Below are 25,717 nucleotides of genomic sequence, written 5' to 3' on the forward strand. Positions count from 1 at the left end.
TTTCCGTTGCATAAGCCTCTTGTTTATTAATTAGACACTTGTTACTTTATCTAATTTACGACACAATAGAGGCTTATGTGTTTCTTATTACAAACATACAGCCTTTTTGTAAGGAGGAGAGCTGATTGACATGATGCATAGATCTATACGTTTATAAAACTTCTTTTCGAAAACTAAAAGGCGATGCCCCTTGTTTTGATGTTAAAGACCTTCTGTCTTTTATATAGATCTAATAACCCTAACTTTATGACATTGCCCCCTCTGTGGAGCATTGATTTACATCTTACCAGAAAATACGCAGGTTATCAGATAACACGATTAAAACAACTCACCAGTTCAACGATTAAACAATTTGACAGTCCCTCAACTATTCAACTACTGCGCCTTTACCAGCAAAATAAGTATTCCCGGCTAAGAGTTCCTGGTTCAAAGCCTAGTTCTGCTAAAATTATAAAGCATACACAACTATTCTAATGAATCCGAGGTTGTACTTTGTTTCCTTGGGATATTCATATTGCAGCTTGCTTATCAATTCGACGATTAAACAATTCGACAGTTCCTCAACTATTAAACAATTCAACAGTCCCTCAACTCCTCAACCATTAAACTTATAAAATAAAAAAAGAGACGCTCAATAAACGTCTCTTTTCTTTTCGGTTACATATAGGGCAGATATTAACCACATTTTGATGAACCACAGCTCTTACAGATAAGACAACCTTCCTGATAGATCAACTCATCAGAACCACAGTTTTCACATTTTCCCTTCTTAGCCTTTGTTCCGTCCGGAATATACTTCTTCAAGGCACGTTCAACACCATTCTTCCAGGTATTGATCGACTCACTATCCAACTGAAGTCCCGCTACAAGGTCAATAATACCTTCAATCGGCATTTGATGACGCAATACACCTGAAATTAACTTGGCATAGTTCCAGTACTCCTTATCAAACTTATGAGAAAGTCCTTCGATAGTAGTTTTATATCCCCGCTTGTTAGTGAATTGGAAATCGTAACGTGATGTTCCGTCTTCATCGCGACTCTTAATGATCTTACCTGTCTGAACTGACTTAGGTAATAAAATACCATCCTCATCATCAGAAAGACCTGTAAAGATCTCGTAAGGCTTACCATCTATCAAACCAACAAATGCGATCCACTTTTCTTTGTTATTCTGGAAACGAACCACATCAGCTTCCAGTTCAGCAGGACGTTTCTTAGGAAATCCCGTTTCTTTTTCTTCTTCCTTTTTATCGTTGGAAACCAATACGCCTGCTCGACTACCGTCGCGGTATACAGTTACCCCTTTACAACCACTTCTCCAGGCTTCAACGTATAATTTACCTACCAGCTCTTCGTTCACATCATTTGGCAGGTTAATGGTCACACTGATTGAGTGATCGACCCATTTTTGCACACCACCCTGCATACGCACTTTGTTAACCCAGTCCACATCATTGGATGTAGCACCGTAATAAGGCGACTTGGCAACCAACTCATCCAGTTCTTCCTGTGAATAGTTTTTGGCCGTTTCATGACCATTGGCTTCCATCCAGGTAACAAACTTATGGTGAAATACTGTGTACTCTTCCCAGCTGTCACCTACCTCATCCACAAAATCAACGCGTGTTTCAGGATCATTAGGATTTACCTTACGACGACGTTTATAAACTGGCAGGAATACCGGCTCAATACCTGAAGTCGTCTGCGTCATCAAACTGGTCGTTCCTGTTGGAGCAATTGTTAAGGCTGCTATATTACGGCGACCATATTTAAGCATCTTTTCCTTTAACTTAGGATCAGCGTCGAACAAACGGTTTACAAACGGGTTATTCGCTTCTTTGGCAGCATCGAAAATCGGGAAAGATCCACGGTCCTTAGCCAACTCAACCGATGAACCATAGGCAGCCAAGGCCAGATTCTTGTGCACTTCAATAGAGAAATCAACAGCAACATCACTACCGTATTGTAAGTTTAATGCTGCTAACATATCACCTTCTGCAGTGATACCAACACCAGTACGACGTCCTTCCTCTGCTTTCTTGCGAATATTTTCCCACAACTCACGTTCAACACGCTTAACAGTTGCACTCTCAGGGTCAGACTTAATCTTGTTTAGTATGCCATCGATCTTTTCCAATTCAAGATCAATTATATCATCCATCATACGTTGTGCATACCCCACATGCTCACGGAACAGGTCAAAGTTAAATTTTGCCTTTTCAGTAAATGGGTTCTCTACGTATGAATATAAATTAAGGGCTATCAATCGACAACTGTCATAAGGACACAAAGGAATCTCTCCACAAGGGTTCGTGGAAACTGTTCGGTAGCCTAGGTCGGCATAACAATCAGGCACTGATTCCTTAATGATGGTATCCCAGAATAAAATACCGGGTTCAGCTGATTTCCATGCGTTGTGAACAATTTTTGACCACAAAGCACCTGCATCAATATCATTGGTGTAAGTTGGCTTTTTGGCACCCACAGGATAACTCTGTGTATATTTCTCTCCATCAACAACCGCCTGCATAAACGCATCATCGATCTTCACAGATACATTAGCACCGGTTACTTTACCCTGCTCCATTTTAGCATCGATGAACGACTCTGAATCCGGGTGTTGAATAGACACACTTAACATTAAAGCACCACGACGTCCGTCTTGTGCAACCTCACGTGTAGAGTTACTGAAACGCTCCATGAACGGAACAATTCCCGTTGATGTTAATGCTGAATTTTTTACCGGTGAACCTTTTGGTCGAATGTGAGACAGATCATGACCAACACCTCCTCTTCGCTTCATTAACTGAACCTGCTCCTGGTCAACCTTCATGATTCCACCATATGAATCAGATGGCCCGTCATCACCAATCACAAAACAGTTAGATAAAGATGCTATCTGGTTATTGTTCCCAATACCCGACATAGGTCCACCCTGAGGCACGATATAAGTGAAATTCTTCATTAAATCGTACAGCTTGGTAACGATCATAGGATTAGGATACTTCTCCTCAATACGAGCTATTTCACGAGCTAATCGCCAGTGCATTTCATCCGGGTTAGACTCGTAAATATTACCATCAGAATCTTTTAACGCATATTTATTAACCCACACGCGCGCGGCTAACTCATCCCCTTGAAAATACTCAAGCGATGCATCAAAAGCTTCATCATAGGTATACGTTTTACTCACATTTTTAGTTTTTAGGTCGATTTCTTTAACAGCCATTTGCTCACAAATATTTAAGACGTTGATAAAATGGTATTTAGTATTTTTTATTCCCTGTTTTTCTGTTTTTCAAAGGTAGCAACGCTGTTACTTTTGCGCAAACAATAGTTATCAACAAACAACAAAAGTTGTCCAAAACTTTTTTCTTAAAGCCTCTTTATCTGTCTTTTAGCATTTTTACACCACCCCCAAAGTTGTCCAAAACGAAATTTTTATCAACACAAGCTTAAAAAATCAGGTTTGCTATTGCAAATATTAGAAGCCCTGTATTTACTCATGTTTTTTAAATAAAATTGATGAAGCGCATGAATTACAACTCTCAAAACTGAATGCCCTGTCCATTTTTTGGAATGTTATCAACAGCTTGTTAAAAAGCAAAATGAAAAAGGACATATTACCCCAAAAGATACCAGAACCAAACTGACACTTTCCTGCAATCAGGATTATACAAAACAAAAAGCCGGTAAATAAAAATCTACCGGCTTTTGCTATTATAAAGTCTATATATTAGCCAAAAACTTCCTTCATGATCAATGAAGTTGCGCCACACATTTTATTAACATACTCACCTGCTTTTTCTGATGATTCAGCTAGTGCTAACGGATCACTCCAAAACTCTTCCATACGTTCTTTAAACTCAGTTCCGCTTTGAATGGTAAATCCTCCTCCAAGGTCAATCAAATCTCTTGCCTCCTTGAACTTTCGGAAATTGGGCCCGAATAAAACCGGCATACCATAAGTAGCCGCTTCGAGCGTATTATGAATACCAACACCAAAACCACCACCGATATATGCCACCTGTCCATATTTATAGATGGCAGATAACATACCAATGGTATTGATTATTAAAACCCGGGCTTCAGTTGAAGCACTTTCCGCCTCCGTATATTTGAAATAAGGAACTTGCAACTTGGACTCTATTTGCCTAATATGTTCTTTGTGAATCTCATGAGGTGCAATGATCAATTTCACCTCTTTATTCACATTCTGAATATAATCGATCAATATATCTTCATCAGGAGCCCAGCTACTTCCCGCTACAATGACTTTTTGGGAGTCTCCCACAAACTGCCGGACAATCTCAAAATCCTTTGACTCCATGGCAATATCACGAACACGATCAAAACGGGTATCTCCGGCAACCGAATAATTGGTGAAACCGATATTCTTTAATAATTCACCTGACACATCGTCCTGCACATAAAACTTATTAAAAGCTGACAACATTTTTCTGAACCACGAACCATAGAACTTAAAAAACGATTGTTCTTTCCTGAATATCACTGAAACACCATATACCGGTATTTGTCGACTGGCTAACTCTGTCAAAAAGTGATACCAGAATTCATATTTAATAAAAAACACCTTGTCAGGATGAATCGCATCTATAAACTGACGGGCATTACGTTTAGTATCAGCGGGCAAATACAATACAAAATCAGCCAGTTCAAAATTCTTTCGCACCTCATACCCAGAGGGGGAAAAGAAGGTCAACACAATTTTATATTGAGGATGCCGCTCTTTTAGTTTCTCAATGATTGGTCGTCCTTGCTCAAACTCACCAAGACTAGCCGCATGAATCCAGATCACTTTTCCTTCCAGCTTAATTTTAGGCAGTATCTGCGCCGTAATTTTTCGACCGAAACACAATTGCCGGGCCTTTTTATTAAAAGATGAAGCCAGCCTTATAAGTCCTGAATATGCAGCTATACCGATATTATATAACAATGTCATTAATCTGTTTTTTTGGCAAAGATAAGAGTTGGTCTTGGATTTACGATTTATGTATGATGATTTTTGGATGTGGGGATGTATGGATGTGAGATGCGGGGATGTGAGATGTTGGGTGTTATACACTAGACTACTATACTTTCAACAGTTCAACAATTCGACAGTTAATCAATTAATGAATAACTCTTCACATCATACAATAAACGATTGTCAGTAAAAAAAAAGCCTGTCAACTTACGTCAACAGGCTTTTCCATATATTTTCAGATAGTAATTATCCGCGAATAGCTTTTACACCAGGAAGTTCTTTTCCTTCAAGGAACTCCAAAGATGCACCACCTCCGGTAGAGATGTGACTCATCTTGTCAGCCAATCCACTCTTGTTAACAGCAGCAACAGAATCACCACCGCCAATAATAGAAACAGCTGAAGAATCAGCTACAGCCTGACAAACGCCGAAAGTACCTTTTGAGAAGTTAGGCATTTCGAAACACCCCATAGGACCATTCCACACCACAGTTTTAGCACCTGCAATCTCTGCAGAGTAGGCCGCTGTCGTTTTAGGACCAACATCTAATGCCATGCGACCTTCTGGAATATCATTACCAACTTCCATTATGTCTGCATCATCAGCAAACTTATCTGCTGCCAGGTTATCAACAGGTAACATGAAGTTAACACCATTCTTTTCAGCGTCAACTAAGATTTGCTTAGCTGTCTCAACCAAATCCTCTTCAACCAATGAGTTACCTACATTGTGTCCCTGAGCCTTAAGGAAAGTGTATGCCATACCACCACCAATCAAGATAGTGTCAACCTTTGTAATCAATGTCTTTAATACTTCTAATTTACCTGACACTTTAGCACCACCTACGATAGCAACGAATGGCTTTTCAGCATTTTCTACCGTATCACCTAAGAATTTGATTTCTTTATCTAATAAATAACCAGCCATCTTCTCATCCATAAACTGAGCGATGATAGTCGTTGATGCGTGAGCGCGGTGAGCTGTACCAAAAGCATCGTTTACATAAACGTCAGCTAATTCTGATAACTGCTTGGCAAACCCTTCATCACCTTTGGTCTCTTCATTGTGGAAACGTAGGTTTTCCAACAACAGAACTTCTCCACCTTTAAGGTCAGCAGCCATTGCTTTTACTTCATCACCAATACAATCTGGTGCAAATTTTACATCAACACCTAAAGTAGCAGAAAGGTGAGCTACGATGTGCTTTAATGAGAACTCCGGCTTAGCCTCGCCCTTTGGACGACCTAAGTGAGACATTAAAATTACAGCTCCGCCATCGGCCAATACCTTTTTAATAGTTGGTACAGCAGCACGAATACGCGTATCGTCTGTAATCTCGAATTTATCATTCAAAGGCACGTTAAAATCCACTCGGATGATCGCCTTTTTTCCTGCGAAATTAAAACTGTCAATTGCAGCCATTTGTGTAGTGATTTTTATAATTCAACAATGAACCGCAAAGATAAAAAATTATAAGTGGTATTGTGATAAAAATCAGTATTTGAATTGCAATTTAAAGTTCTTTAACGAAGAATTGCTTCAATTAAAAAGATGATTGTTTAATCTGATGCTAATTAAGCAATTAAAGCAGCCAAAAATCGTCTGTTTTTACACCCTTCCCTGTCGCTAAAAACCAGCCATTCAATAAGTCTTCACGATTATACAACATGGATTCTTTGGTTCTCCAATCAAATAGTTGCCCACCTGCAGCCTCAATAACCGCTTGTCCTGCGGCGGTATCCCACTCCATGGTTGGACCAAGGCGCGGATAGATATGAGCAGAGCCTTCGGCCACAAGGCACATCTTTAAAGAACTACCCCGCGATACCAGATTGACTTCACCTTCTATTTCTTTAAGTGCATTGACAAAGCTTTCTGTTTCCTTTGAGAAGTGACTTACACTGGCTACCACTGTCATAACATCAGGAGATGACAATGGCAAACTTTGCACCTCAAGCTCCTCAATTAATGATGATGAAAGTTGCACCCAGTCACTTTGCAAATCGGATTTAAAGGCTCCATTCTCATCTCCCCAATACAGGCTTCCCAAATAAGGAGCAAATACAACGCCCATTACAGGCTTTTGATTTTCGATAAGGGCAATGTTGACTGTAAATTCACCACTTCTTTTTACAAATTCCTTAGTCCCGTCCAAAGGATCAACAATCCATAGCCTTGTCCAATCCTTCCGAACTTCGTAAGATAACTCTTCACCTTCTTCACTTAAAACAGGAATGTTTGTTGGTTTTAAAAATGACTCAATAATCTGATGACTTTTTAAATCAGCTTCCGTCAAAGGCGAATCATCACTTTTCAAGCGTACACCAAAATCATCTGAATTAAATACAGTCATTATCTCTTTACCGGCTTTTAGCGCAGCTTCAATAGCCAATGCAGTCAAACGTTCCATTATTTCTGAATTATTTTAAAACTGGTTTTCTCCGTTAAGGTCAAGTCTCGTAAATCGACATTCTGCAGAACAAGTATCCCAGGCTGAGTACCCTCTTTTAGAATCCCCCACTTTTCAGCACTAATAAGTCGGGCTGCATCTCGAGTGTGCTTTGTCAACCGAGTTAATAATGAATCAGCCTTAGAATTTGATTTCACAGCAGTCCAGGCCTGCAAATAATCTGTCTCATTTAGAGTAGAATCGCCTTCTTTTATCCGAAGAACACCGTTTTTCCGCGCTTGTTTTTTCGATATCGAAGCATCAGCGCCATCTATTGTAGCCACAAAAGCAGGAATCATGATTCCCGGATAGTATTCCAGCCCCGGTTCTTCTCTAAAGCTATCACCCAATTCACGAATTCTAACTATAACTCCTGCATCATCGAATTCAATAACCGGACGTTTTCCCAACGTTCCGTCAGGCCTTAAGTAATAATGCGCACTAACCTTTCGCATTAGTGCAGCTCCATTTCTTCAGCCCCCATTGTAGGAATAAAGGTCATCTTCACACCTTCAATGTTAACCTTTGATATGTTGCTGGTGTCGTGATCGAATAAGTATCCACTAACATTTATCAACTGCTTACTCTTGATAACTTTGTGTGAAATATTACCATTGACCTTATTAAAAGACTTATGAATCTGATGAGATAAGGTATCCTTGGTACTATCGGCATAACAGGCAACCATCATCATTTTGGCACTATCCAGGAAACCACCTTCTGTAAACTTATAACTGGCATTCAATCTAAGAATTCCGTTACTTAAGGAATCAACTTTCACATCATAAGGAATCCTGTTATCCAACGAATCTTTCGTATCGAAAGGTAATTCAAATGCTGTTGTATCATTCCACAGCTCTGTTTTACCGGGTATTTTAGATATTACCTTGCGCTCGTCTTTTTCCTTATTGATTTTATTTTTCAACTCAGCATCACGGCGACTTAAAATCTCTATCACTTCCTCATACACATCTGACAATACTGTCGGATTAGCTGAATACCATGACATGGCTGTATCAAACTCGACCTTAGTCATCTCATGCTGATCCAACACATATTTATAGTAGCCCGAGACCTTATCATCCTTGCTCGAATTATAAGACATGCGCGTTTGACCCAACACACTCTCAACCTGGTAGATATCGGCGAGTACCTGGGCCATTTCCCCTTCATCAGGAAGGTTGCGCGGCACCCTTGGGCGTGTTGAACAACTGGCTAAAACAAGAAGAACTGCTAAAATGCTTATATATCTTAACATAGCTATCAGATTATTTACCATCAGCCCTTAACATGGTGCGAATGGTTTTTAGGATAATAACAAAATCCAATCGTAGTGACCAATTGTCAATATATTCCAGATCCATGCGCATCCAGTCTTCAAAGGAAACATCATTACGACTCGGTGAGATTTGCCATATACATGTTATTCCAGGCTTCATCGATAAGCGGCGTAATTGCCAGCGTTCATACTCACGCACTTCTGCAGGAACAGGAGGACGTGGACCAACAATAGACATATCACCCATTAGAACATTGAAAAACTGTGGCAATTCATCCAAGCTAGTTTTCCTTAAGAAATGACCAATCCCGGTTATCCTTGGGTCCCTGGCCATTTTAAAGGCAGGTCCGTCCATTTCGTTCTGTTCCATTAAGCTGGCCTTCAATTCTTCTGCATTGGTTACCATTGTTCTGAATTTATATACCCAGAACTTTCGCCCACGAATACCGACACGTTTCTGTTTAAAGAAGATAGGACCTTTAGAGCTTAGTTTTATTGCGAGGGATATGCCAATGAAAACCGGTGAAAAGACAGTAATCGCAATAAATGAAACAAGGAAATCAATCACACTCTTTACCTTTAACATCAAATAATCCATTGGTGTATTGGATATGGTCAAAACCGGTGTTGTATCAAAGTAGTGTAGATGTGTCTTATTGGTCAACATATTAAAGAATGGTGATGACATTCGGAAAACAACCCCCAGTTCATTACAACTTGTCAATAATGACATAATATCTTCCATACGTGCCTTTTCCTGGCAGTAAATTACTTCATCAATCGTTTTATCTTCAATAATCTTGTCAACATCCGTATCTTCAGGTAAGACAGTGACCGAATCTCCTAAGCGCTCTTTCAACTCCTCGCTACCAACAACTCCAGTAATACGATAGCCCCATTCTTTATATTTCATCACCTGGTTGATAAAAGTTAAGGCAGACACATCACCAATTATCAATATATTACGATAATTCAAACCTTTACGCCTGGCCCTTTTCAGGTATGAGAAAAATATTACCTTAAGACCAAACAGTAATAAGGCAGATACACCTCCGAAATACATTAAAGGTGCAATACCAATGTAGTGAAGGTTAAAGGTAAAAACTGCCAAAGCCAGTACTCCAACCCCCATTAATGTCAGGCCAATGACATTAAACAACAAAATAGAATAAGGCCTTGAACGGTAAATTTCATTGGCCCGAAAAGCTTTCGACAAGAAAAACCAGAGTCCTAACACTACAAGGTGCAGGATGATAGAATCTTTATTGCTTAAGAAAGTGTATTGTCCAAAGTAAATATAGAAAGCAATATCTAGGGCTATCCATGCTATAATTGCGTCAAGAACCGCTAAGAAATTATAAACAACTCTTTCTTTTTCTTTTAGCATTCTGTGTGTGTTTTATTTATATCTTAATACAGTAGCGTGAGGGCCGGGTTTTCTGCTCCAAACAAACTGTATACTTTTTAATTTTCAACCAACAAAAATAAGTAAATAGCTTAACAAAATTCGTGGTCTGAACTATTTCTTTATTACAGGAGAATAAATAATACTTAATTGACCTCCTGTTGAATCATATAGTTCCCCTGAATCAACAGCTAATCTTGCATTTAACTGCAAACCTTCTAACCATGGCGTATGCCAATTCAGCTCTAACAAAGAATAAACCTGTTTTTTACTGTCCGAAAAAAAATAATTTTCTGTTCTTGTCCAACTGTATCGCCCACGAAATTCTTCGCCATAACTACCCTTATTAATCGTGAAAGTTGATTTAAATCGATATTTTAAGGCTGGTGTAATGAATCCTTCAGCCCCTAAATGAATACCCTTAACCCTGTTATTATAGAAATTAACCTGACCATATTCATCCCAGGGAGTTGCGTATTTTCTTACTTTCTCCGATGTATGATAAAGAGCGGTTCCCATATTCATTCCATTGTACACCCATCCATTGTAATAGGAGCCATTATTCATATAGTCATCACGCCCACCGTATTTATTCCCTTCATTTAATCGAACTTCCAATTCGTACATTACCTCCTCTTCTGTCCAGCCGGATGTGCCCTCTGTATCAGGAAATACTGTATGCATAAAATGATCAAAATCCTCTATCTCATGCATCCAAATGATAGATCCCTCTTTAAAGGTATTACCCGACTCATCGGTATAGGACTGAGGGTATAAAGGGTCTGGAATACCGTAACCAGATTGAAAATCTGACCTAAAGAATTCAAGCGAAAAACCCGACAACCAACTTTTGTTCTTTAGCTGAACAAGTGCACCAATGGTATAATCCTTATTATCTCCATTGTAAATCTTCAAGCCTGAAGCATCAGCAAACGGCTTTTGCCAGTAAAAATGTAAATCTCCAAAATCTGCTTGCCAGTTAAATCCAAAATCCCACATGCCCATATGTGCACCGGCAGCATTGGTTTCCTCCCCACCTCCTAGTGTGGCAGAACCACTGGCCGTAAAAGTCGCCCAAAAATCTATTGGTATCTCTGTTCCATCAGGGCGTGTACCACCATACAAAGCCGAATGAATTAATCCGACATAAGGCTTTACTTTCGTATTACCCAAACGCATATATGCAAACTTCTCATGTAATAGCACATCGCTGGCACTGTTGCTTTTCTCTATACGTTCATCATTCAACCACCCTTGAGACATACCGCCTTTTATTTCTATCCAGTTTTTTGCAAAACCTATGGGCAAATAATCAAAAATACCAACAGTTACCCTTGGAATTGGTCGGGTATTCGAATTCCATAAAAACAAGCCGGAAGTTAATTCGTCATTTATAATGACCGGTGAATATTGTTCTTTACCAACAGAAAAATCAACAAACCATAAGCTTCCTCTTAAATAAGCTTCCTGTAGTGCACTTTCAGAAAAATCAAAGTTAACCAAGCCTCGAATGCCTGCATCTAAGGCGAAATTTTTGGTATTAAAAACCTTATAGCTTCCACCCAATTCCAGAAGTGATTCGGAAGAATCAAACTGCTTAAACCGTCCCCAATCATTTGCGACCAACCACATGGGACGTATTTCATCTGATGAAGCTAATGAATGAAACGAAACATCGTATTTAAGCTTTTCCTGAGCAACCATGGTGATACTGCTAATTACCATCAATGCAGCAAGAAGTCCAATTCTAACCAATTTATAATCCATAGGGTTTTGTTTGTTCTATTTTTCAGGTAGTACTGCTATTTTAAACGACAAAGATATACTTTAACCATTGAAACTGTTTAATCATTATTTAAGATTAGCATTTACCAAAACATATTTATAATTATAAGCCTTTCTTTTTTATTATATTCGCCACATAATCATAATTGGTAACAACATTGAGAAACCTACTAAGCTCACTCCTTCTGTCATTAATCCAAACATGGGCAATTTATGCACAGGTCTCTAATGAATGGGACAATGTAAACCCGCGGCACACGTATCTTACAGCACGGTTTCATGGTGGATTAGTGGTTCCCCATCATGCCAATATGATGTATTTCATTGAAGATTTTTCCGGAGGCATTGAAATTACCTATGGACGTTCTCTGTTTTCGAAAAGCAGTTGGGAAGCTTATTTCAACTACCCCGAAATAGGGATAGGTTTTTACTACGGTACTTTTGGCAATCGGGACATTTATGGTTCTGGTTTAGCGCTGTTTCCCTATATTAACTACAATATTCATCGCAGCTCAAAGTTATCCATACAAAATAAAGTGTCAATGGGACTTGGATATGCAACCAAACCATTCGATATTGAATCCAACACTTACAACACGGTATTTAGCTCCCACCTAAATGCATACATCGGATTAGCTTTACTTATGGATTATCGTCTCAGCAAAAACCTCTCCTTGTCAACAAGCTTATCGTTAACCCATTTATCAAACGGTGCGGCCCGAAAGCCAAACCATGGAGTCAATACCTTAACAGCCAGTATTGGCGCAAAATATCATTTTAACGAAAATTACACACCTGGTCTTGAAAAAATTGAAGCTCCCAAAAGTAAAGAGCGTGACATCATTATTGTGGGCAGCATAGGACGAAGCCAAAGCACCCCTTATAATGAATCACTGTATTGGAATGGGAGTCTGAGCATTAACCATCTTTGGTATCTGAATAAAAAGAAAGCAATTGGTATCGGCTTTGATCAGTTCTATTCAGAAACTGCACCCCACAGCTGGGAGGCCTTTGAAGAGTATGATGAAGAAGTAAATTTTTCAAGCCGTCATTATCTGTTTAATGGATTGTTTGCCTCCTATAATGTTTTCCTGGGGAAAACAACACTGTTCGTCAATCTCGGAGCATATTTACATACGAATATAAAGCCTCCACAACCACTTTATCCCCGAATGGGAATCAGACACTATCTTACAAAAAATTTAATTGCTAATTTTAGTGTCAAAGCAAGCTTTTTCCGTTCCGAATTTCTTGAATTTGGATTAGGGTATCGCATTAAATATAAAACCAAAGACAAAGCTTAATGTATCGACTCTTCAAACTCATATCACCTTTATTATTAATTCTGACTGCCACTTCATGTGAATATATTCAAAACTTAACAGATGAAGGTGAGATCATTGAGGCTTCTCAAACAGTCGGAACCATTAAAAACATTGTAATTGACGCCCCGGTTCAAATTGTACTTCACAACAACGAAAGCGATGAAATTTCTATAAAGGGAATAAAAAGGCTCGTTGAAAACCTGGAGTTAAGTGCCAACAGCGAAACGCTCTCTATCAGTCACAACAAGAAATATTACATCCAAAAAAGTAAATTAATTGAAGTAGGTATCTCGGCTAAATACTTACAACGTGTAACCGCTAACATGGCTTTTGAATTGGTTGCTCCTGAAACCATCGAATCAGATAATTTTGCGATGGTTGTCAATGGAGGTGCTAAATTTTCGGAGATTGAACTAAACGTTAATTGTCAAAAATTATCATTGAGTGTTTATGGCAATAACAACATTGGAAATTTCTTTATTGCCGGCAATACCACCTCATCCAATTTCACTATCGAAGGAAGTGTCAATCTAAATGCTCTTAACCTTGAATGTGAAACTGTTCAGGTAAAACATAAATCGATTGGGGACTGCAAAGTATTCGCATCTAAAAATTTAAACGTTAAAACCTATTCCTCCGGCGATACTTTTTACAAAGGAGATCCTATTATCCAGCATGAATCCATCAAAGTACCCTATTTGAAATGCTGCGGCAAACTAATTAAGATCGACTAACATACTTAACTTATGAAGAAGCCACAAGTAAGCCTTTTTTTAACGACGTATAACTGGCCTGAAGCCCTTAGTTTATGCCTACAAAGCATAGCCCAACAATCAATATTACCTAATGAAGTTATTGTGGCTGATGATGGTTCCGGAGATTCGACAAAAGCAGTTGTTGAGAAATTTCGAAAGGACTTTCCCTGCCCACTACTTCATGTTTGGCAAGAGGACAAGGGCTACCGGATCAATGCCATCCGTAACAAAGCGATTAAACTAGCCGCTTTCCCCTATATCATCCAGATTGATGGTGATATTTTATGCGACAAAGATTTTGTCAAAGACCATTTGAACTTCGCAAAGAAAAACCGCCTGGTTATTGGACGAAGAACTAATATTTCGGACACAGACACCACAACATATTGCCAGACACTCAAATTTGGAGACCTTTCAAACTATAGAAGTAAATACCTTGCAATGGCACATCAACACTTACTTTACGATAGTAAGAAGGTAAAAGGAGTCAGAGGATGTAATATGGCCTACTGGCTCGATGATGCCATTAAAGTGAACGGTTATGAAGAAACAATGACAGGCAAAGGCCCCGATGATAAAGAGTTCGCGATTCGACTGATACACGCAGGTGTTAAAGCCTACAACCTGAAGTTTTATGCCATTGCCAACCACCTTTCCCACGGTGATGAAGGTTTGAGAAATAACTATGGCAGTAATCAGGAACTATATAGTGATACCATTAATACAAAACGCATTAAAGCAATAAAAGGCATCAACTAATGAATATTCTCTTTGTATGCTCTGCTAAAGCCTGGGGAGGTAATGAGAAATGGACATCCATGGCCATGAAGGCGCTTTCAACAGAACACCAGCTATTCTTTATCGGGAAATCTGATGCTCTTTTAAATAAATTTGGCAGATATAATAACGCTACCTGCCTGCCATTCCGGTCCTACCTGGATCTAAAAACCTTTTACGCTCTCAAACGATTTATCCTTAAAAACAGGATTGATTTAATAGTCAGCACCAAGAAGAAAGAATATTTCATGTGTGGCATCCTTTCTCGACAGCTGGGCATTAAACACCTGATGCGCCTTGGCGTAAGTCGTAAGATGAACATTCCATTTTGGCACCGTCTTAATTATCGATCACTAAACGATGGGTTGATTGTCAATGCCCACTATTTAAAGGAAGAGCTAAAGCAATATTCGTTGTTTGACAAGCATCCTATCCATGTACTGTATAATGGAATTCCGGGTTTTAATTCTGAAGACCAATTCATGCACGGAAAGAATGGTGCTAAATTCGTTATCGTCAGTAGCGGACGCATTACCAAACAAAAGGGCTATGGGTTATTAATCGATGCTATTTCCAGGCTTGATAAATCAATACTAAATAAACTGGAAGTAAGAATCATAGGCGAAGGTCGGAATAAAAAGGAATTTGAAACGCAGGTAGCAAACCTGAAGCTGGAAGATACATTTCTGTTTACAGGCTTTGTTAATCAGCCCACAAAATTAATGCAAGATGCAGACTTATTCGTTTTACTGTCAGAGCGTGAAGGAATTTCAAACAGCATACTGGAGGCAATGACCTTGGGCATTCCCGTTTTGTCAACTGACACAGGAGGAATTAAAGAATTATTAGAAGATGGCAAAACCGGCTTCTTGGTTGAACGAAATGCAATGGCAGTTGCTCAGAAATTAACTGATATAATCAAAACGATCGACACCAACAAACATGTTGGCTTAAATGCCTTTAAGCGTCTTCAACAAAACTTTGCATTCGATATCTTTGAAAAAAATATTTGCTCCCTGTTCAATACCATATTAAAAAACAGGTGATCAATACGACCTTTCGTTTATTGCATTACTCAAACAATTGGCTTTCCAATTTTAAGTAATAGTTGCAAGAGGGTGTTCAAGATAAAAATAGCTCTCGAAAAGAACGCAAAGGATAAAACGCAAAGACCGCAAAGTTCAGAATGGCAACACCATACTCTTTGCGATCTTTGTGAAATTGGTAGACGCCTTTACGTGAAACTTAAATTTCGGACTTACTCTTGCAAAACCTATTGTTTTCCTGATCTTGAATTTATAATTCGTTGTAGTAATTATTAATTCAACTCATTGTTATGAATAAACTTCTTACTGCATTTGGAGCTTTCTTAATAAGCAGTTGCATTTGTGCACAGCTATCTGTTCAACAGCTCAATAAAACGACAGTCATCACCTTTGACCAAACAACTGATGGCATCAATAACGGAGCCTTTTCCGGCTCAGGTTTTTCTCCAAGCCCGGAACCCGGCCAGCTTAATTCCAAAGGCATTATCGTAAGGGGTACTTCTGAGGGTGATCTTGACTTTGGAGACTCCAATAACAAAAAGGATTTTGCCAGGGGATTATCGACCGGTAACAAAACAACAGGAGGAATCTATGCCTTTGAAATAGCCGATACTGATGTGGCAATTGGTGTTCAGCCAACACGTGAAGATATGTCACCTGGTGATATTATTATTAAATTGACTAACAACACAGGTTTTGATACCAAAACCATAGAAATATCCTATGATATTTACGAACTGAACAATGAAGATCGCTCTAGCTCAATTATTCTATCCACTTCATTTGACCAAACAAACTTTTCCCATCATTCATCACTTGACTATTTTACTACAAAACTAAGGAGTGATAATCCACAATGGATTAAGCAAAATCAATCTTTCAATCAGGACATTACACTATCAAATAATTCTGAATATTACCTGAAATTCACATTTGATGATAATGGAGGAAGTGGTTCCCGCGACGAAATTGCAATTGATAACATTAGCATCTGTCTAAACCCAGGTTCCACAAATATTTCTCACTCTGTTGTCGCTAACTTCCATATACATCCAAATCCAGCCCAAAGAGCCATTACAGTATATAGTAGTTTATTAATAAAGAATATAGAGCTTTATAATACAGCAGGCACAAAGGTGAAACAAATAAGAGGCGTAACAAATTCACGTTTTATTCCTGTAAATGACCTGAGAAAGGGCATTTATATTGTCAAAGTTACGTATACGAATGGGATAGTTGGAACTAAAAAACTGGTGATTCCTTAGCCCCTGTTTAGAACGTTTCTCGTAAAGGCCGCAACGATAAAAAGCGCAAAGAACGCAAAGTTTTAAATAAAATCCTTTGCGTTCTTTGCGCTTTCCTTAGCGAACTTGGCGTGAACTCTGAGCATTTACTTTAACTATCTTTCTGAAACTCCTTGATGCGCTGCTCTTCACTTTTTTGACAAACCATAAACACACCATTGGCTTCAGTTACAATATAATCTTTTAAGCCTTGGAGCACCACCTTTCGTCCATCCGGGACAGTGATAATATTATTTTCACAGTCATAGATCTTAACGGTATTTCCAACCACAGAGTTCCCCTGATCATCACGTTCCCGTTTTTCCCAAAGGCTTCCCCATGTTCCCAAATCGGACCAGCCAAAATCGGCCGGCATCACATAAATGTTATCGGCATGTTCCATAATGCCATAATCAATGGAGATGTTTTCACATTGCGGAAAATGCTCGTCTATAAAAGCCTGCTCTCCATCAGAATAATATACACTTTCTCCGAATTTAAAGATATCGCTTAGCTTAGGCAAGTACGATTCAAAGGCACTCAAAATACTTTTAACCGACCACAGGAAAATGCCCGCATTCCAAAAGTAATTACCTGCGTTAATGTATTCCTGTGCCGTTTCAAGATTTGGTTTCTCTTTAAAGGCCAACACTTTGTTCGTTCCGTCATTAACCTTCTCTCCAGCCTGTATATACCCATAACCCGTCTCCGGACGATGAGGGTGAATACCAAGTGTCAATAACACATTATTGGATGCCACAAAACCCAATCCATCAGCAATAACTCTCCTGAATTCCGTTTCATTGGTGATTAGGTGGTCAGACGGAGCCACAACAATATTAGCATCCGGATTCTTTTTATTGATCTTATAAGCTGCATAGGCAATACATGGCGCTGTATTGCGCATACATGGCTCCATCAATATTTGCTCATCCTTCACTTCAGGCAACTGCTCATTGATTAATGCTTTGTATCGCTTGCCGGTTACAATGTATACATTTTCAATGGGCACAATCCCATTCAGGCGCTTTATGGTCTGCTGAATCATTGTTTGTCCTGTCCCCAATATATCAAGAAATTGCTTGGGTATTTCAGGTGTGCTCATCGGCCAAAAACGCGATCCGATGCCGCCGGCCATTATGATTAGGTAGTTGTTGTTCATAGTTCTCGCAAAGGGCGCTAAGTTAATATTGCAAATAACGCCAGGTTTCACATCTCGCAAGGAAGCAAAATAAATATTTTCTCAAAGGGCGCAAAGGTTAAAACAGAGTAATTAACCCTCTTTTAGGTTTTTATCAAGTAAACAAGATATTCTTATAAATTCCAAAAATCCGAATGACAAAATTGGCGATTCATAAAATCTTTGCGCACTTTGCGCGAAATCAACTTATTTCCTATACCACTTATACATCTTCTCAATACCCTCTTCAATATCAATCTGATGATGCCATCCCAGATCATGAATCTTAGATGGATCAGTCAGCTTTCGCATTGTACCATCAGGTTTATCGGTATTGAAAACCAGCTCTCCTTCAAAACCAATTTTCTCTTTGATGGTCTCAGCCAGATGCTTAATGGATATCTCTTTACCTGTACCAATATTGATGTGGGTGTTTCGCACTTCTTTATCATCTGCATTAAAGGTATCCTTAAAATCCACATTCTCCATCACATACACGCAGGCAGCGGCCATTTCTTCAGACCAAAGGAATTCACGCATTGGTTTGCCTGTTCCCCATATTTCTATTGAAACACGCGAGGTAGCCGAATTACTGTCCGAATTGAGCGAATTAATGCGAATGCCGTATTTATCTAACTTCTCGAGTATTTCTTCTTCTGAATTACTGCCGTCGATACCTTCAATCGGATTTTTATCCAAATCGGCACGTAGGGCTGACCAGTCGTTATTTTGCAGGCATTTACCCAAGTGGTTTTTACGAACCAGGGCAGGCAATACATGCGACTTCTCCAGATCGAAGTTATCATTGGGCCCATACAGGTTGGTTGGCATTACTGAAATAAAATTGGTACCATATTGCAGATTGTAGGACTCGCACATCTTAATACCTGCAATTTTTGCAATAGCGTATGGCTCATTGGTGTACTCCAATGGTGAAGTCAGCAAGCAATCTTCAGGCATTGGCTGAGGTGCCTGCTTTGGATAAATACAGGTAGACCCAAGGAATAACAGCTTCTTCACGCCATGCACATAAGCCGAGTGAATCACATTATTCTGAATCATCAGGTTCTCGTATATAAACTGCCCCCTATAAGTGTTATTGGCCACAATACCACCAACTTTTGCAGCAGCCAAAATCACATACTCCGGCTTTTCCTCAGCAAAAAATTGATCAACCGCCACTGCATCCATCAGGTTCAGTTCATCAATTGAACGACCAACAAGGTTCGTGTAACCTTTATTTTGTAGTGTCTTCCATAGGGCAGAGCCGACTAATCCCTTATGCCCAGCAATATACACTTTAGCGTCTTTATTCATAACCATTAGTTTCTCGCGAAGAGCGCAAAGTTTACGCTAAGAACGCGAAGATTATAATCCATTAACCAGACGATGAATCCCGTCTTTCAGCAATTTTGAATTGAAATTAATAAGTAATCCAAGTTTTATATCGGATAGACGCAAATACGTTAATGTTTGTGCAAAATGTAAAGGAGCCAATTGCTCGACAGATTTAATCTCAACAATTACTTTATCCTCCACTAGTAAGTCAATTCGATAACCTACTTCAAGCCTTACACTCTTATATTCAAAAGGCATGGCCACCTGACTTTGTACATTTAGTCCTCTTTCCTCAAGATCATATCTGAGAGCATGCTCATACGCTGATTCTAAAATACCAGGACCAATTGTTTTGTGTAAATGAAACGCAGTATCTACAACTATTTGAGCTATTTCATTTCAGTCATCATTGTAATAAATGTATATTAACTTAGCGGCCTTTGCGTTGCTTTTTTTCTTTGCGTCTTTGCGTGAAACTTTATTAAGACTCTTTCCGAGAAAGAATTACTCGAAGTAATTCAACACCTCATACCCACCATCTTTCAAATAGCGGTCTTTCTTCATCAGCTTCACATCCGACTCCATCATATCCTTTACCAAACCGGCTAAGTCATACTCAGGCTCCCAGCCCAATTTCTCTTTCGATTTTGTTGGGTCACCAATCAACAGTTCCACTTCTGTTGGACGGTAATAAGCCGGGTCAACACGCACCACTTCTGTACCAATGGCAACCTGGAACTCCGGATTAGTACAAGCCTTTATAACAGCTACTTCCTGTTCCTTCTCGCCTTTAAACTCAAGCTCAATACCCACTTCAGCAAAAGCCATTCTAACGAAATCACGAACGGTTGTTGTCACACCTGTGGCAATCACATAGTCTTCTGCTGTATCCTGCTGAAGTATCAACCACATGGCTTTAATATAATCTTTGGCGTGTCCCCAGTCACGCTTGGCATCCATATTACCCAGGTACAGGCAATCCTGCATTCCCAAAGCGATTTTTGATACGGCACGTGTAATCTTGCGCGTTACAAATGTCTCACCACGTAAGGGGCTTTCGTGATTAAACAAGATACCATTACAGGCAAACATGTTATAGGCCTCACGATAGTTCACTGTTATCCAGTATGCATACATTTTGGCAACGGCATATGGTGAACGAGGATAGAAAGGTGTTGTTTCTTTTTGAGGCACTTCCTGCACCAAACCATATAGCTCTGATGTCGATGCCTGGTATACTCTTGTTTTTTCAGTCAAACCCAGTAGACGAATAGCCTCCAGGATACGCAAAGTACCTAAGCCATCGGCATTGGCAGTATATTCAGGGGTATCAAAACTAACCTTCACGTGACTCATAGCCGCCAGGTTATAGATTTCATCTGGCTGCACCTCCTGTATAATCCGTGTCAGGTTCATCGAATCCGTTAAATCTCCATAATGCAAAATAAAATTTCTGTTCTCCACATGAGGATCCTGGTACAAATGATCAATACGATCAGTATTAAAAAGCGATGAACGACGTTTGATACCATGTACGATGTATCCTTTTTTTAATAGAAATTCGGCTAGGTAAGCGCCGTCCTGACCGGTAACACCAGTAATTAATGCTATTTTTGACATGTAGTAGTTATTTGCTGTTTTAAAAGGAAGAGACATAACATGCCCCTTTAAATCAATGAGTAATTACTAACATTTTTATTTTGAATTTAGCCTCATTGAATTACAAATATCACTTTATCTTTAGTATTTTCCAATAGTAAGAGCTGTATTCGCATAGAACAAATAGTTAATTGAAAATATAACTTACAAAGCATCGATTTCTGAAAATCACAGAATCCTTAATTCTATTGGTGATTTATGTGACTCAGATCTATTAACTCATTTCTAAACAGATTCCCCTTATGATTCACGATTTCTTATCTTTAATACTGTCCCAACCAAACGCTATTACTAAACCCTCTCTCTCTGTAATCACGAAACACCATCCAAACATCGTACGTTTCATGTCGTTGCAAATCCAATTTCCATACATATGACTCTTCTAAACGTTGAGCCTCTGTTTGTTTATACATTACAGCATGTTGACCGCGTAAACCGGCAATTACCAATAAAGAATCGTGAGGGCTATTTAGACCTTCATTCTTCCAATAGAAATGTAATCCTTCATCAATACGTTCCGCACGTGCTTCTTGGGGAAAAAAAACGGTTCCGGTGCTTACCAAGGCTTGATTATAATCAATGTATTGATCTGGATACTCTCCTCTTATAGCATGTAAGATATTATAAGACTTGGCTGCCAAAAATGCAGAACGACCAACAGCTTCATTTTTGAAGGTGAGGCGCAACACATCTTTATATGGTCCTAAAAAGTTGTTAACCAATTGCATTTTCTGACGCTGTGCCAATTGCCTCTCCGACTTCTTGTCCGTATACTGCCCTGGCAATGAACGCATGTAACTTTTACCATACATTTGGTAAGTAATTACATTTCCCACCTTTCCTGATGTTCCATCATTAATACTTTTGAATCTGGCCATAGCTTACCGGTTAATTATTAAACTTCATTGACACATCTTTTTCAAGCATAATAAACTCTTATTAAACTCATATTTAAGTTACATTAAATTCAGACTAAAGTCAAGTTAAATTCAATCAGAGTCGACTTTAATCTGAATTTAGTATGAATTTGGTATGAGTTTAGTCTGAACTTAACTTCATTAGCAATTAACTTTTAACAAAAGAGAAATAGAGGCGACTAATATTTATGGAAAAAGAAAACCCACCTTGGTATGAGGTGGGTTTTACTATCTAAAACTGTATTTAATTCTGCTAACTATTTTATCCTCTCTCTTCCTTGCACTCCTTTAGGTTCATTTCTGTCTGTTGTAAATAATAACACGTCAAAGCTAAATAAATTGCATTGATTCCACTGGCAAAGACATGACCTGCAAGACCTCCAATTATTATATATTGACTAACCAGGAACCACCCTAAATAATTCTTTTTTGAAAACTTAAAAAGTGATTTAAAGAGCATCCAATAAAAAATAATTGAACCCACAAGACCACTAAATGTGAATAAATCAATTATATCCATCTCCACATAACTGTTAGTAGGATTTATTCCTCCAAATAAATAGTTATACCATTCCCATTTAGAAAAGACGACAGGTAAGCGTTCCTGAATCAGTAAGTTTCTGAACGATGTTATCATTGTCAACCAGTCTGACTGATGTAAATATTCGATAAAAAAATCAAAAGCTCCAAAGTAGTAGAAAGAATATAACAGAATACTTCCCAAAACGAATAATACCGACAATAACACAAGTTTATTAAACTTATTTTGCGATAGTGCCATATATATCATTAGTGATGCATGTAGGATAAAAACGGCCTTTGTTCCAAGAAGTGCAGAAGCAATCAATGCCAGCGACATTAAAATCAAATGTAATTTCGTTTTTTTAACCTGCCATTGGCGTAACAAGAAAATAACAGCAATTGCATAATAAAATGTGGCCTCATTTCGCGCTTCAATTAGTCCAATATAACCGAATCGGTTATCACCATATGTAAGAAAAAAATCTATCCCAAACAAGAATGCAATTATGACGACAACTGACTGTAACGCAATTAGGGCTGCAAACACATTAAAAACCTTATTAACAGATTCTATCCTAACATGCTTAATAATGTCGAACAAAATAAACGGAAGAATAAGTTTTGCAGGTCTAATGATCCATGTGAAATAGAAATAAAAATCCTCTTCAGGATAAGTAAAGTAAGCTGTAATGAAAAAAATAAGGAGAGTACCTGTAACAATAAGAAATTTCTTAGTGTGGAAAAGCAAGGCGTAAATACAGTAGCACATTAAAAAGGCACCCTTGCTAATTGATGAAAGCATGGTATAGGGTGAAGTATAACCAAACTTACCATCACTCAAACCTGGAATTACAACATTTAAAGTATCTGTTAAAAAAAACAAAAGGAGTAATAATAAAAAAACTCCTTTTCCTCTTTTTTCTTTTGCTTTGTCACTTAAATGTTTAAATATATCTAAAAACATTAGGCAAAAACTTTTCTCTTATGAGCCAAATTTAGCTTTAAGCACATACCAAATAAACAATGTATTAGTTCTCAAGTACCTTTTCCACATGCGTTTTGGTTCCTGAGCGAATCGATAAAACCACTCCAATCCTACCTTTTGCATCCATACAGGAGCTCTTTTGGTAAAGCCGGAAACTACATCGAAGCTCCCGCCAACACCCATTGTAAAGCTAACTCTTGCCAATAAATCACTATTTTGACTAAGAAAATTCTCCTTTTTTGGAGAAGTTATTGCAACAAATAAGATATCAGCACCACTAGAGGCAATATGTTTAGCTACATCCCTCTCCTCTGTTTTTTTGAAATATCCATTTCTATAACCGGCAATAATATCTGATGAATATATCCTGGAATATTTATCAACAACTGCTTTTACTATTTTTTCTTTTGCGCCCAAGAAAAATATTTTATAATTCTTTTGGTAAGCGAGCACGACCAGGTTCTCCATTATATCAATACCGGCAACACGCTCTGGAAGCGGATCTCCTAATATTTTACTTGCCCATACAACCGCTTGCCCATCAGCGTTAATAATATCGCACGAAACAACTGAATTATGCAATTCAATATCTGATTGCATGTTAACAAGCTTTGCAGCATTAACGACAACATGTTGTAGTTTTGACTTATTTTGAATTGACTTATCGATCAATTTAATTGTCTCATCCATTGTCAACTTATCAACATGACAATTTAGTATATTAGCTTTTTGACTCATTATATCAGTCTTCTATTTATTATTAGCTTGATTTAGAAAGATCATTTACAGCTCTTCATTTATTATAGTCTTTACTTTGCCGTTTTCTGAAGTCATAAGTTCCTTATTATAATTTACAGTAACAGATTTGTAACCTGTCTTTTCCGCAATTATTTTTAAATAAAAATCTTCAGACTGAACCTTTTTAGCTGTTTTTTCTATCGTAATAATATTAATATGAATGTTAATTGGGTTAACCTTTATTTGGTATGTATAAATTTCTGAATCCTCTCGAAATAGGTGATTAAAAAATTCAGAATGAATAATAGCTCCTGTTTCAGCGTTTCGTATAATATCATTGGACCTCCCATAAATTTCTTTTATTAGCGGAAAACCGCGTCCACATTCACATAAATTGGTTGATAGTTGCACTCTATCACCACTATTATAGCGAATCATTGGCATAACATTATTAGCTAAATCAGTCGAAATTAATTCCTCATTAATAACCTCAATATGGGCCCGGCTATTGATAACATGCAGTCCTTTATGCTTATTACACTCAAAAGCACTTAACCCAGCATCATTGCAACCATACTGATTAAAAACCTCACAATCAAAAGAATCTTCTATTGTCTTTCTCATTATAGGCTTTAAATTTTCAGCGGTGGAAATGACTGATTGCAATTTAACACCTACATCATGCTCAATATTATATTTAGCAAGGTGATAAATAGCATTAGCATATCCATAAACAAATCTTATCTTTTTGTTTTTAAGAATATTAAGGTAACAATTCATTTTTGTCGAAGACATGTCAAATGAATCCAATGGAATTACGTTCATCAGGCGATAATAGATCTTTTGCTTCCATCCGCGTCCGATAATTGAACTTCCTGCCAGAAACACAATTTTATCATCTGGTTTCCAACCTGCTGCATCCCACGACAGCAATATCCCAGCCCACAGGTAACTTTGTGATTTTTTACTTGTATAATACACAAAAGGGATGCCTGTTGAACCACCTGTTTTCTTTCTAATCCAGTTTTTTCTATTAATCTCATTATTTAAAAACCTACTTGGTTCTTTTTTTATTAAGTCTTTTGATAATACAGGTAAATCCTTTAAATCATTAAATCCACTGTAATAGTCAACACCTTTTACCTCTTCCCACAAATCTTTTAAAGATCTTTCAGACTGTTGTGTTAAAAAATCTGAATCATTAAACTGAATATCTTTTAAGCGCTTAAAAAAAGGTACAGTTTTCGTTCCCCTGATTAAATCAATTATTCTAAATCCGAACATT

The 25,717-nt window shown here is 38.2% G+C and carries 21 protein-coding genes; 5 read left to right on the top strand and 16 right to left on the bottom strand.

Annotated features, from left to right (window positions below; genetic code table 11):
- Positions 1–675: 675 nt before the first annotated feature.
- The 8 genes from ACRD69_RS12070 to ACRD69_RS12105 all read right to left on the bottom strand — a co-directional run bounded on the left by ACRD69_RS12070 (position 676) and on the right by ACRD69_RS12105 (position 11,889).
- Positions 676–3,195, bottom strand: coding sequence for an adenosylcobalamin-dependent ribonucleoside-diphosphate reductase (locus ACRD69_RS12070; RefSeq protein ID WP_430815348.1), 2,520 nt, complete (start codon positions 3,193–3,195; stop codon positions 676–678).
- Between the two features lie 543 nt (positions 3,196–3,738).
- A complete protein-coding gene (locus ACRD69_RS12075; protein ID WP_430815349.1) occupies positions 3,739–4,965 on the bottom strand; it encodes a 3-deoxy-D-manno-octulosonic acid transferase in 1,227 nt (408 codons plus the stop codon).
- A 270-nt stretch (positions 4,966–5,235) separates the two neighbouring features.
- On the bottom strand, positions 5,236–6,411 hold the full coding sequence (locus tag ACRD69_RS12080) for a phosphoglycerate kinase (protein WP_430815350.1): 1,176 nt from the start codon (positions 6,409–6,411) through the stop codon (positions 5,236–5,238).
- Positions 6,412–6,571: 160 nt separating this feature from the next.
- Complete coding sequence (gene cysQ / locus ACRD69_RS12085; protein ID WP_430815351.1) at positions 6,572–7,399, bottom strand: 3'(2'),5'-bisphosphate nucleotidase CysQ; 828 nt, start codon at positions 7,397–7,399, stop codon at positions 6,572–6,574.
- Complete coding sequence (locus ACRD69_RS12090; RefSeq protein WP_430815352.1) at positions 7,399–7,893, bottom strand: hypothetical protein; 495 nt, start codon at positions 7,891–7,893, stop codon at positions 7,399–7,401. Before ACRD69_RS12090 ends, cysQ begins: the two co-directional genes overlap by 1 nt.
- The gene (locus ACRD69_RS12095; RefSeq protein WP_430815353.1) at positions 7,893–8,696 is read right to left on the bottom strand and encodes a DUF4296 domain-containing protein; all 804 of its coding nucleotides are present in this window, start codon (positions 8,694–8,696) and stop codon (positions 7,893–7,895) included. The genes ACRD69_RS12090 and ACRD69_RS12095 overlap by 1 nt, the downstream gene beginning before the upstream one ends.
- Positions 8,697–8,706: 10 nt before the next feature.
- Positions 8,707–10,104 (bottom strand): sugar transferase, encoded by a 1,398-nt coding sequence (locus ACRD69_RS12100; RefSeq protein WP_430815354.1) that lies wholly within the window; start codon positions 10,102–10,104, stop codon positions 8,707–8,709.
- A 132-nt stretch (positions 10,105–10,236) separates the two neighbouring features.
- Positions 10,237–11,889, bottom strand: a complete 1,653-nt coding sequence (locus tag ACRD69_RS12105; RefSeq protein ID WP_430815355.1) for a hypothetical protein — start codon at positions 11,887–11,889, stop codon at positions 10,237–10,239.
- Between the two features lie 176 nt (positions 11,890–12,065).
- Here ACRD69_RS12105 and ACRD69_RS12110 point away from each other — a divergent pair, with 176 nt between their 5' ends.
- The 5 genes from ACRD69_RS12110 to ACRD69_RS12130 all read left to right on the top strand — a co-directional run bounded on the left by ACRD69_RS12110 (position 12,066) and on the right by ACRD69_RS12130 (position 17,075).
- On the top strand, positions 12,066–13,211 hold the full coding sequence (locus ACRD69_RS12110; RefSeq protein ID WP_430815356.1) for an acyloxyacyl hydrolase: 1,146 nt from the start codon (positions 12,066–12,068) through the stop codon (positions 13,209–13,211).
- Positions 13,211–13,966 (top strand): GIN domain-containing protein, encoded by a 756-nt coding sequence (locus tag ACRD69_RS12115; RefSeq protein WP_430815357.1) that lies wholly within the window; start codon positions 13,211–13,213, stop codon positions 13,964–13,966. Before ACRD69_RS12110 ends, ACRD69_RS12115 begins: the two co-directional genes overlap by 1 nt.
- 12 nt (positions 13,967–13,978) lie before the next feature.
- Positions 13,979–14,746: a glycosyltransferase family 2 protein gene (locus ACRD69_RS12120; RefSeq protein ID WP_430815358.1), complete on the top strand. Its 768-nt coding sequence runs from the start codon at positions 13,979–13,981 to the stop codon at positions 14,744–14,746.
- Complete coding sequence (locus ACRD69_RS12125) at positions 14,746–15,810, top strand: glycosyltransferase (protein ID WP_430815359.1); 1,065 nt, start codon at positions 14,746–14,748, stop codon at positions 15,808–15,810. Before ACRD69_RS12120 ends, ACRD69_RS12125 begins: the two co-directional genes overlap by 1 nt.
- Before the next feature lie 290 nt (positions 15,811–16,100).
- Positions 16,101–17,075, top strand: a complete 975-nt coding sequence (locus ACRD69_RS12130) for a T9SS type A sorting domain-containing protein (protein ID WP_430815360.1) — start codon at positions 16,101–16,103, stop codon at positions 17,073–17,075.
- A gap of 130 nt (positions 17,076–17,205) precedes the next feature.
- Here the strand turns inward: ACRD69_RS12130 and ACRD69_RS12135 are convergent, their stop codons facing one another.
- The 8 genes from ACRD69_RS12135 to ACRD69_RS12170 all read right to left on the bottom strand — a co-directional run bounded on the left by ACRD69_RS12135 (position 17,206) and on the right by ACRD69_RS12170 (position 25,716).
- Positions 17,206–18,255: a mannose-1-phosphate guanylyltransferase gene (locus ACRD69_RS12135; protein WP_430815361.1), complete on the bottom strand. Its 1,050-nt coding sequence runs from the start codon at positions 18,253–18,255 to the stop codon at positions 17,206–17,208.
- 225 nt (positions 18,256–18,480) lie between these two features.
- On the bottom strand, positions 18,481–19,590 hold the full coding sequence (locus ACRD69_RS12140; protein WP_430815362.1) for a GDP-L-fucose synthase family protein: 1,110 nt from the start codon (positions 19,588–19,590) through the stop codon (positions 18,481–18,483).
- A 51-nt stretch (positions 19,591–19,641) separates the two neighbouring features.
- Positions 19,642–20,004, bottom strand: a complete 363-nt coding sequence (locus tag ACRD69_RS12145) for a GxxExxY protein (RefSeq protein ID WP_430815483.1) — start codon at positions 20,002–20,004, stop codon at positions 19,642–19,644.
- Between the two features lie 111 nt (positions 20,005–20,115).
- A complete protein-coding gene (gene gmd / locus ACRD69_RS12150) occupies positions 20,116–21,231 on the bottom strand; it encodes a GDP-mannose 4,6-dehydratase (RefSeq protein WP_430815363.1) in 1,116 nt (371 codons plus the stop codon).
- Between the two features lie 302 nt (positions 21,232–21,533).
- Positions 21,534–22,148, bottom strand: a complete 615-nt coding sequence (locus ACRD69_RS12155; protein WP_430815364.1) for a DUF6266 family protein — start codon at positions 22,146–22,148, stop codon at positions 21,534–21,536.
- Between the two features lie 301 nt (positions 22,149–22,449).
- Positions 22,450–23,673: an O-antigen ligase family protein gene (locus tag ACRD69_RS12160; RefSeq protein ID WP_430815365.1), complete on the bottom strand. Its 1,224-nt coding sequence runs from the start codon at positions 23,671–23,673 to the stop codon at positions 22,450–22,452.
- 18 nt (positions 23,674–23,691) lie between these two features.
- Positions 23,692–24,432, bottom strand: a complete 741-nt coding sequence (locus ACRD69_RS12165; RefSeq protein WP_430815366.1) for a WecB/TagA/CpsF family glycosyltransferase — start codon at positions 24,430–24,432, stop codon at positions 23,692–23,694.
- 45 nt (positions 24,433–24,477) lie between these two features.
- Entirely contained in the window at positions 24,478–25,716 is a 1,239-nt protein-coding gene (locus ACRD69_RS12170; RefSeq protein ID WP_430815367.1) for a phenylacetate--CoA ligase family protein, read from the bottom strand.
- Position 25,717: the final 1 nt, after the last annotated feature.

Source organism: Carboxylicivirga agarovorans, from assembly GCF_050589845.1.
GTDB lineage: Bacteria > Bacteroidota > Bacteroidia > Bacteroidales > Marinilabiliaceae > Carboxylicivirga > Carboxylicivirga agarovorans.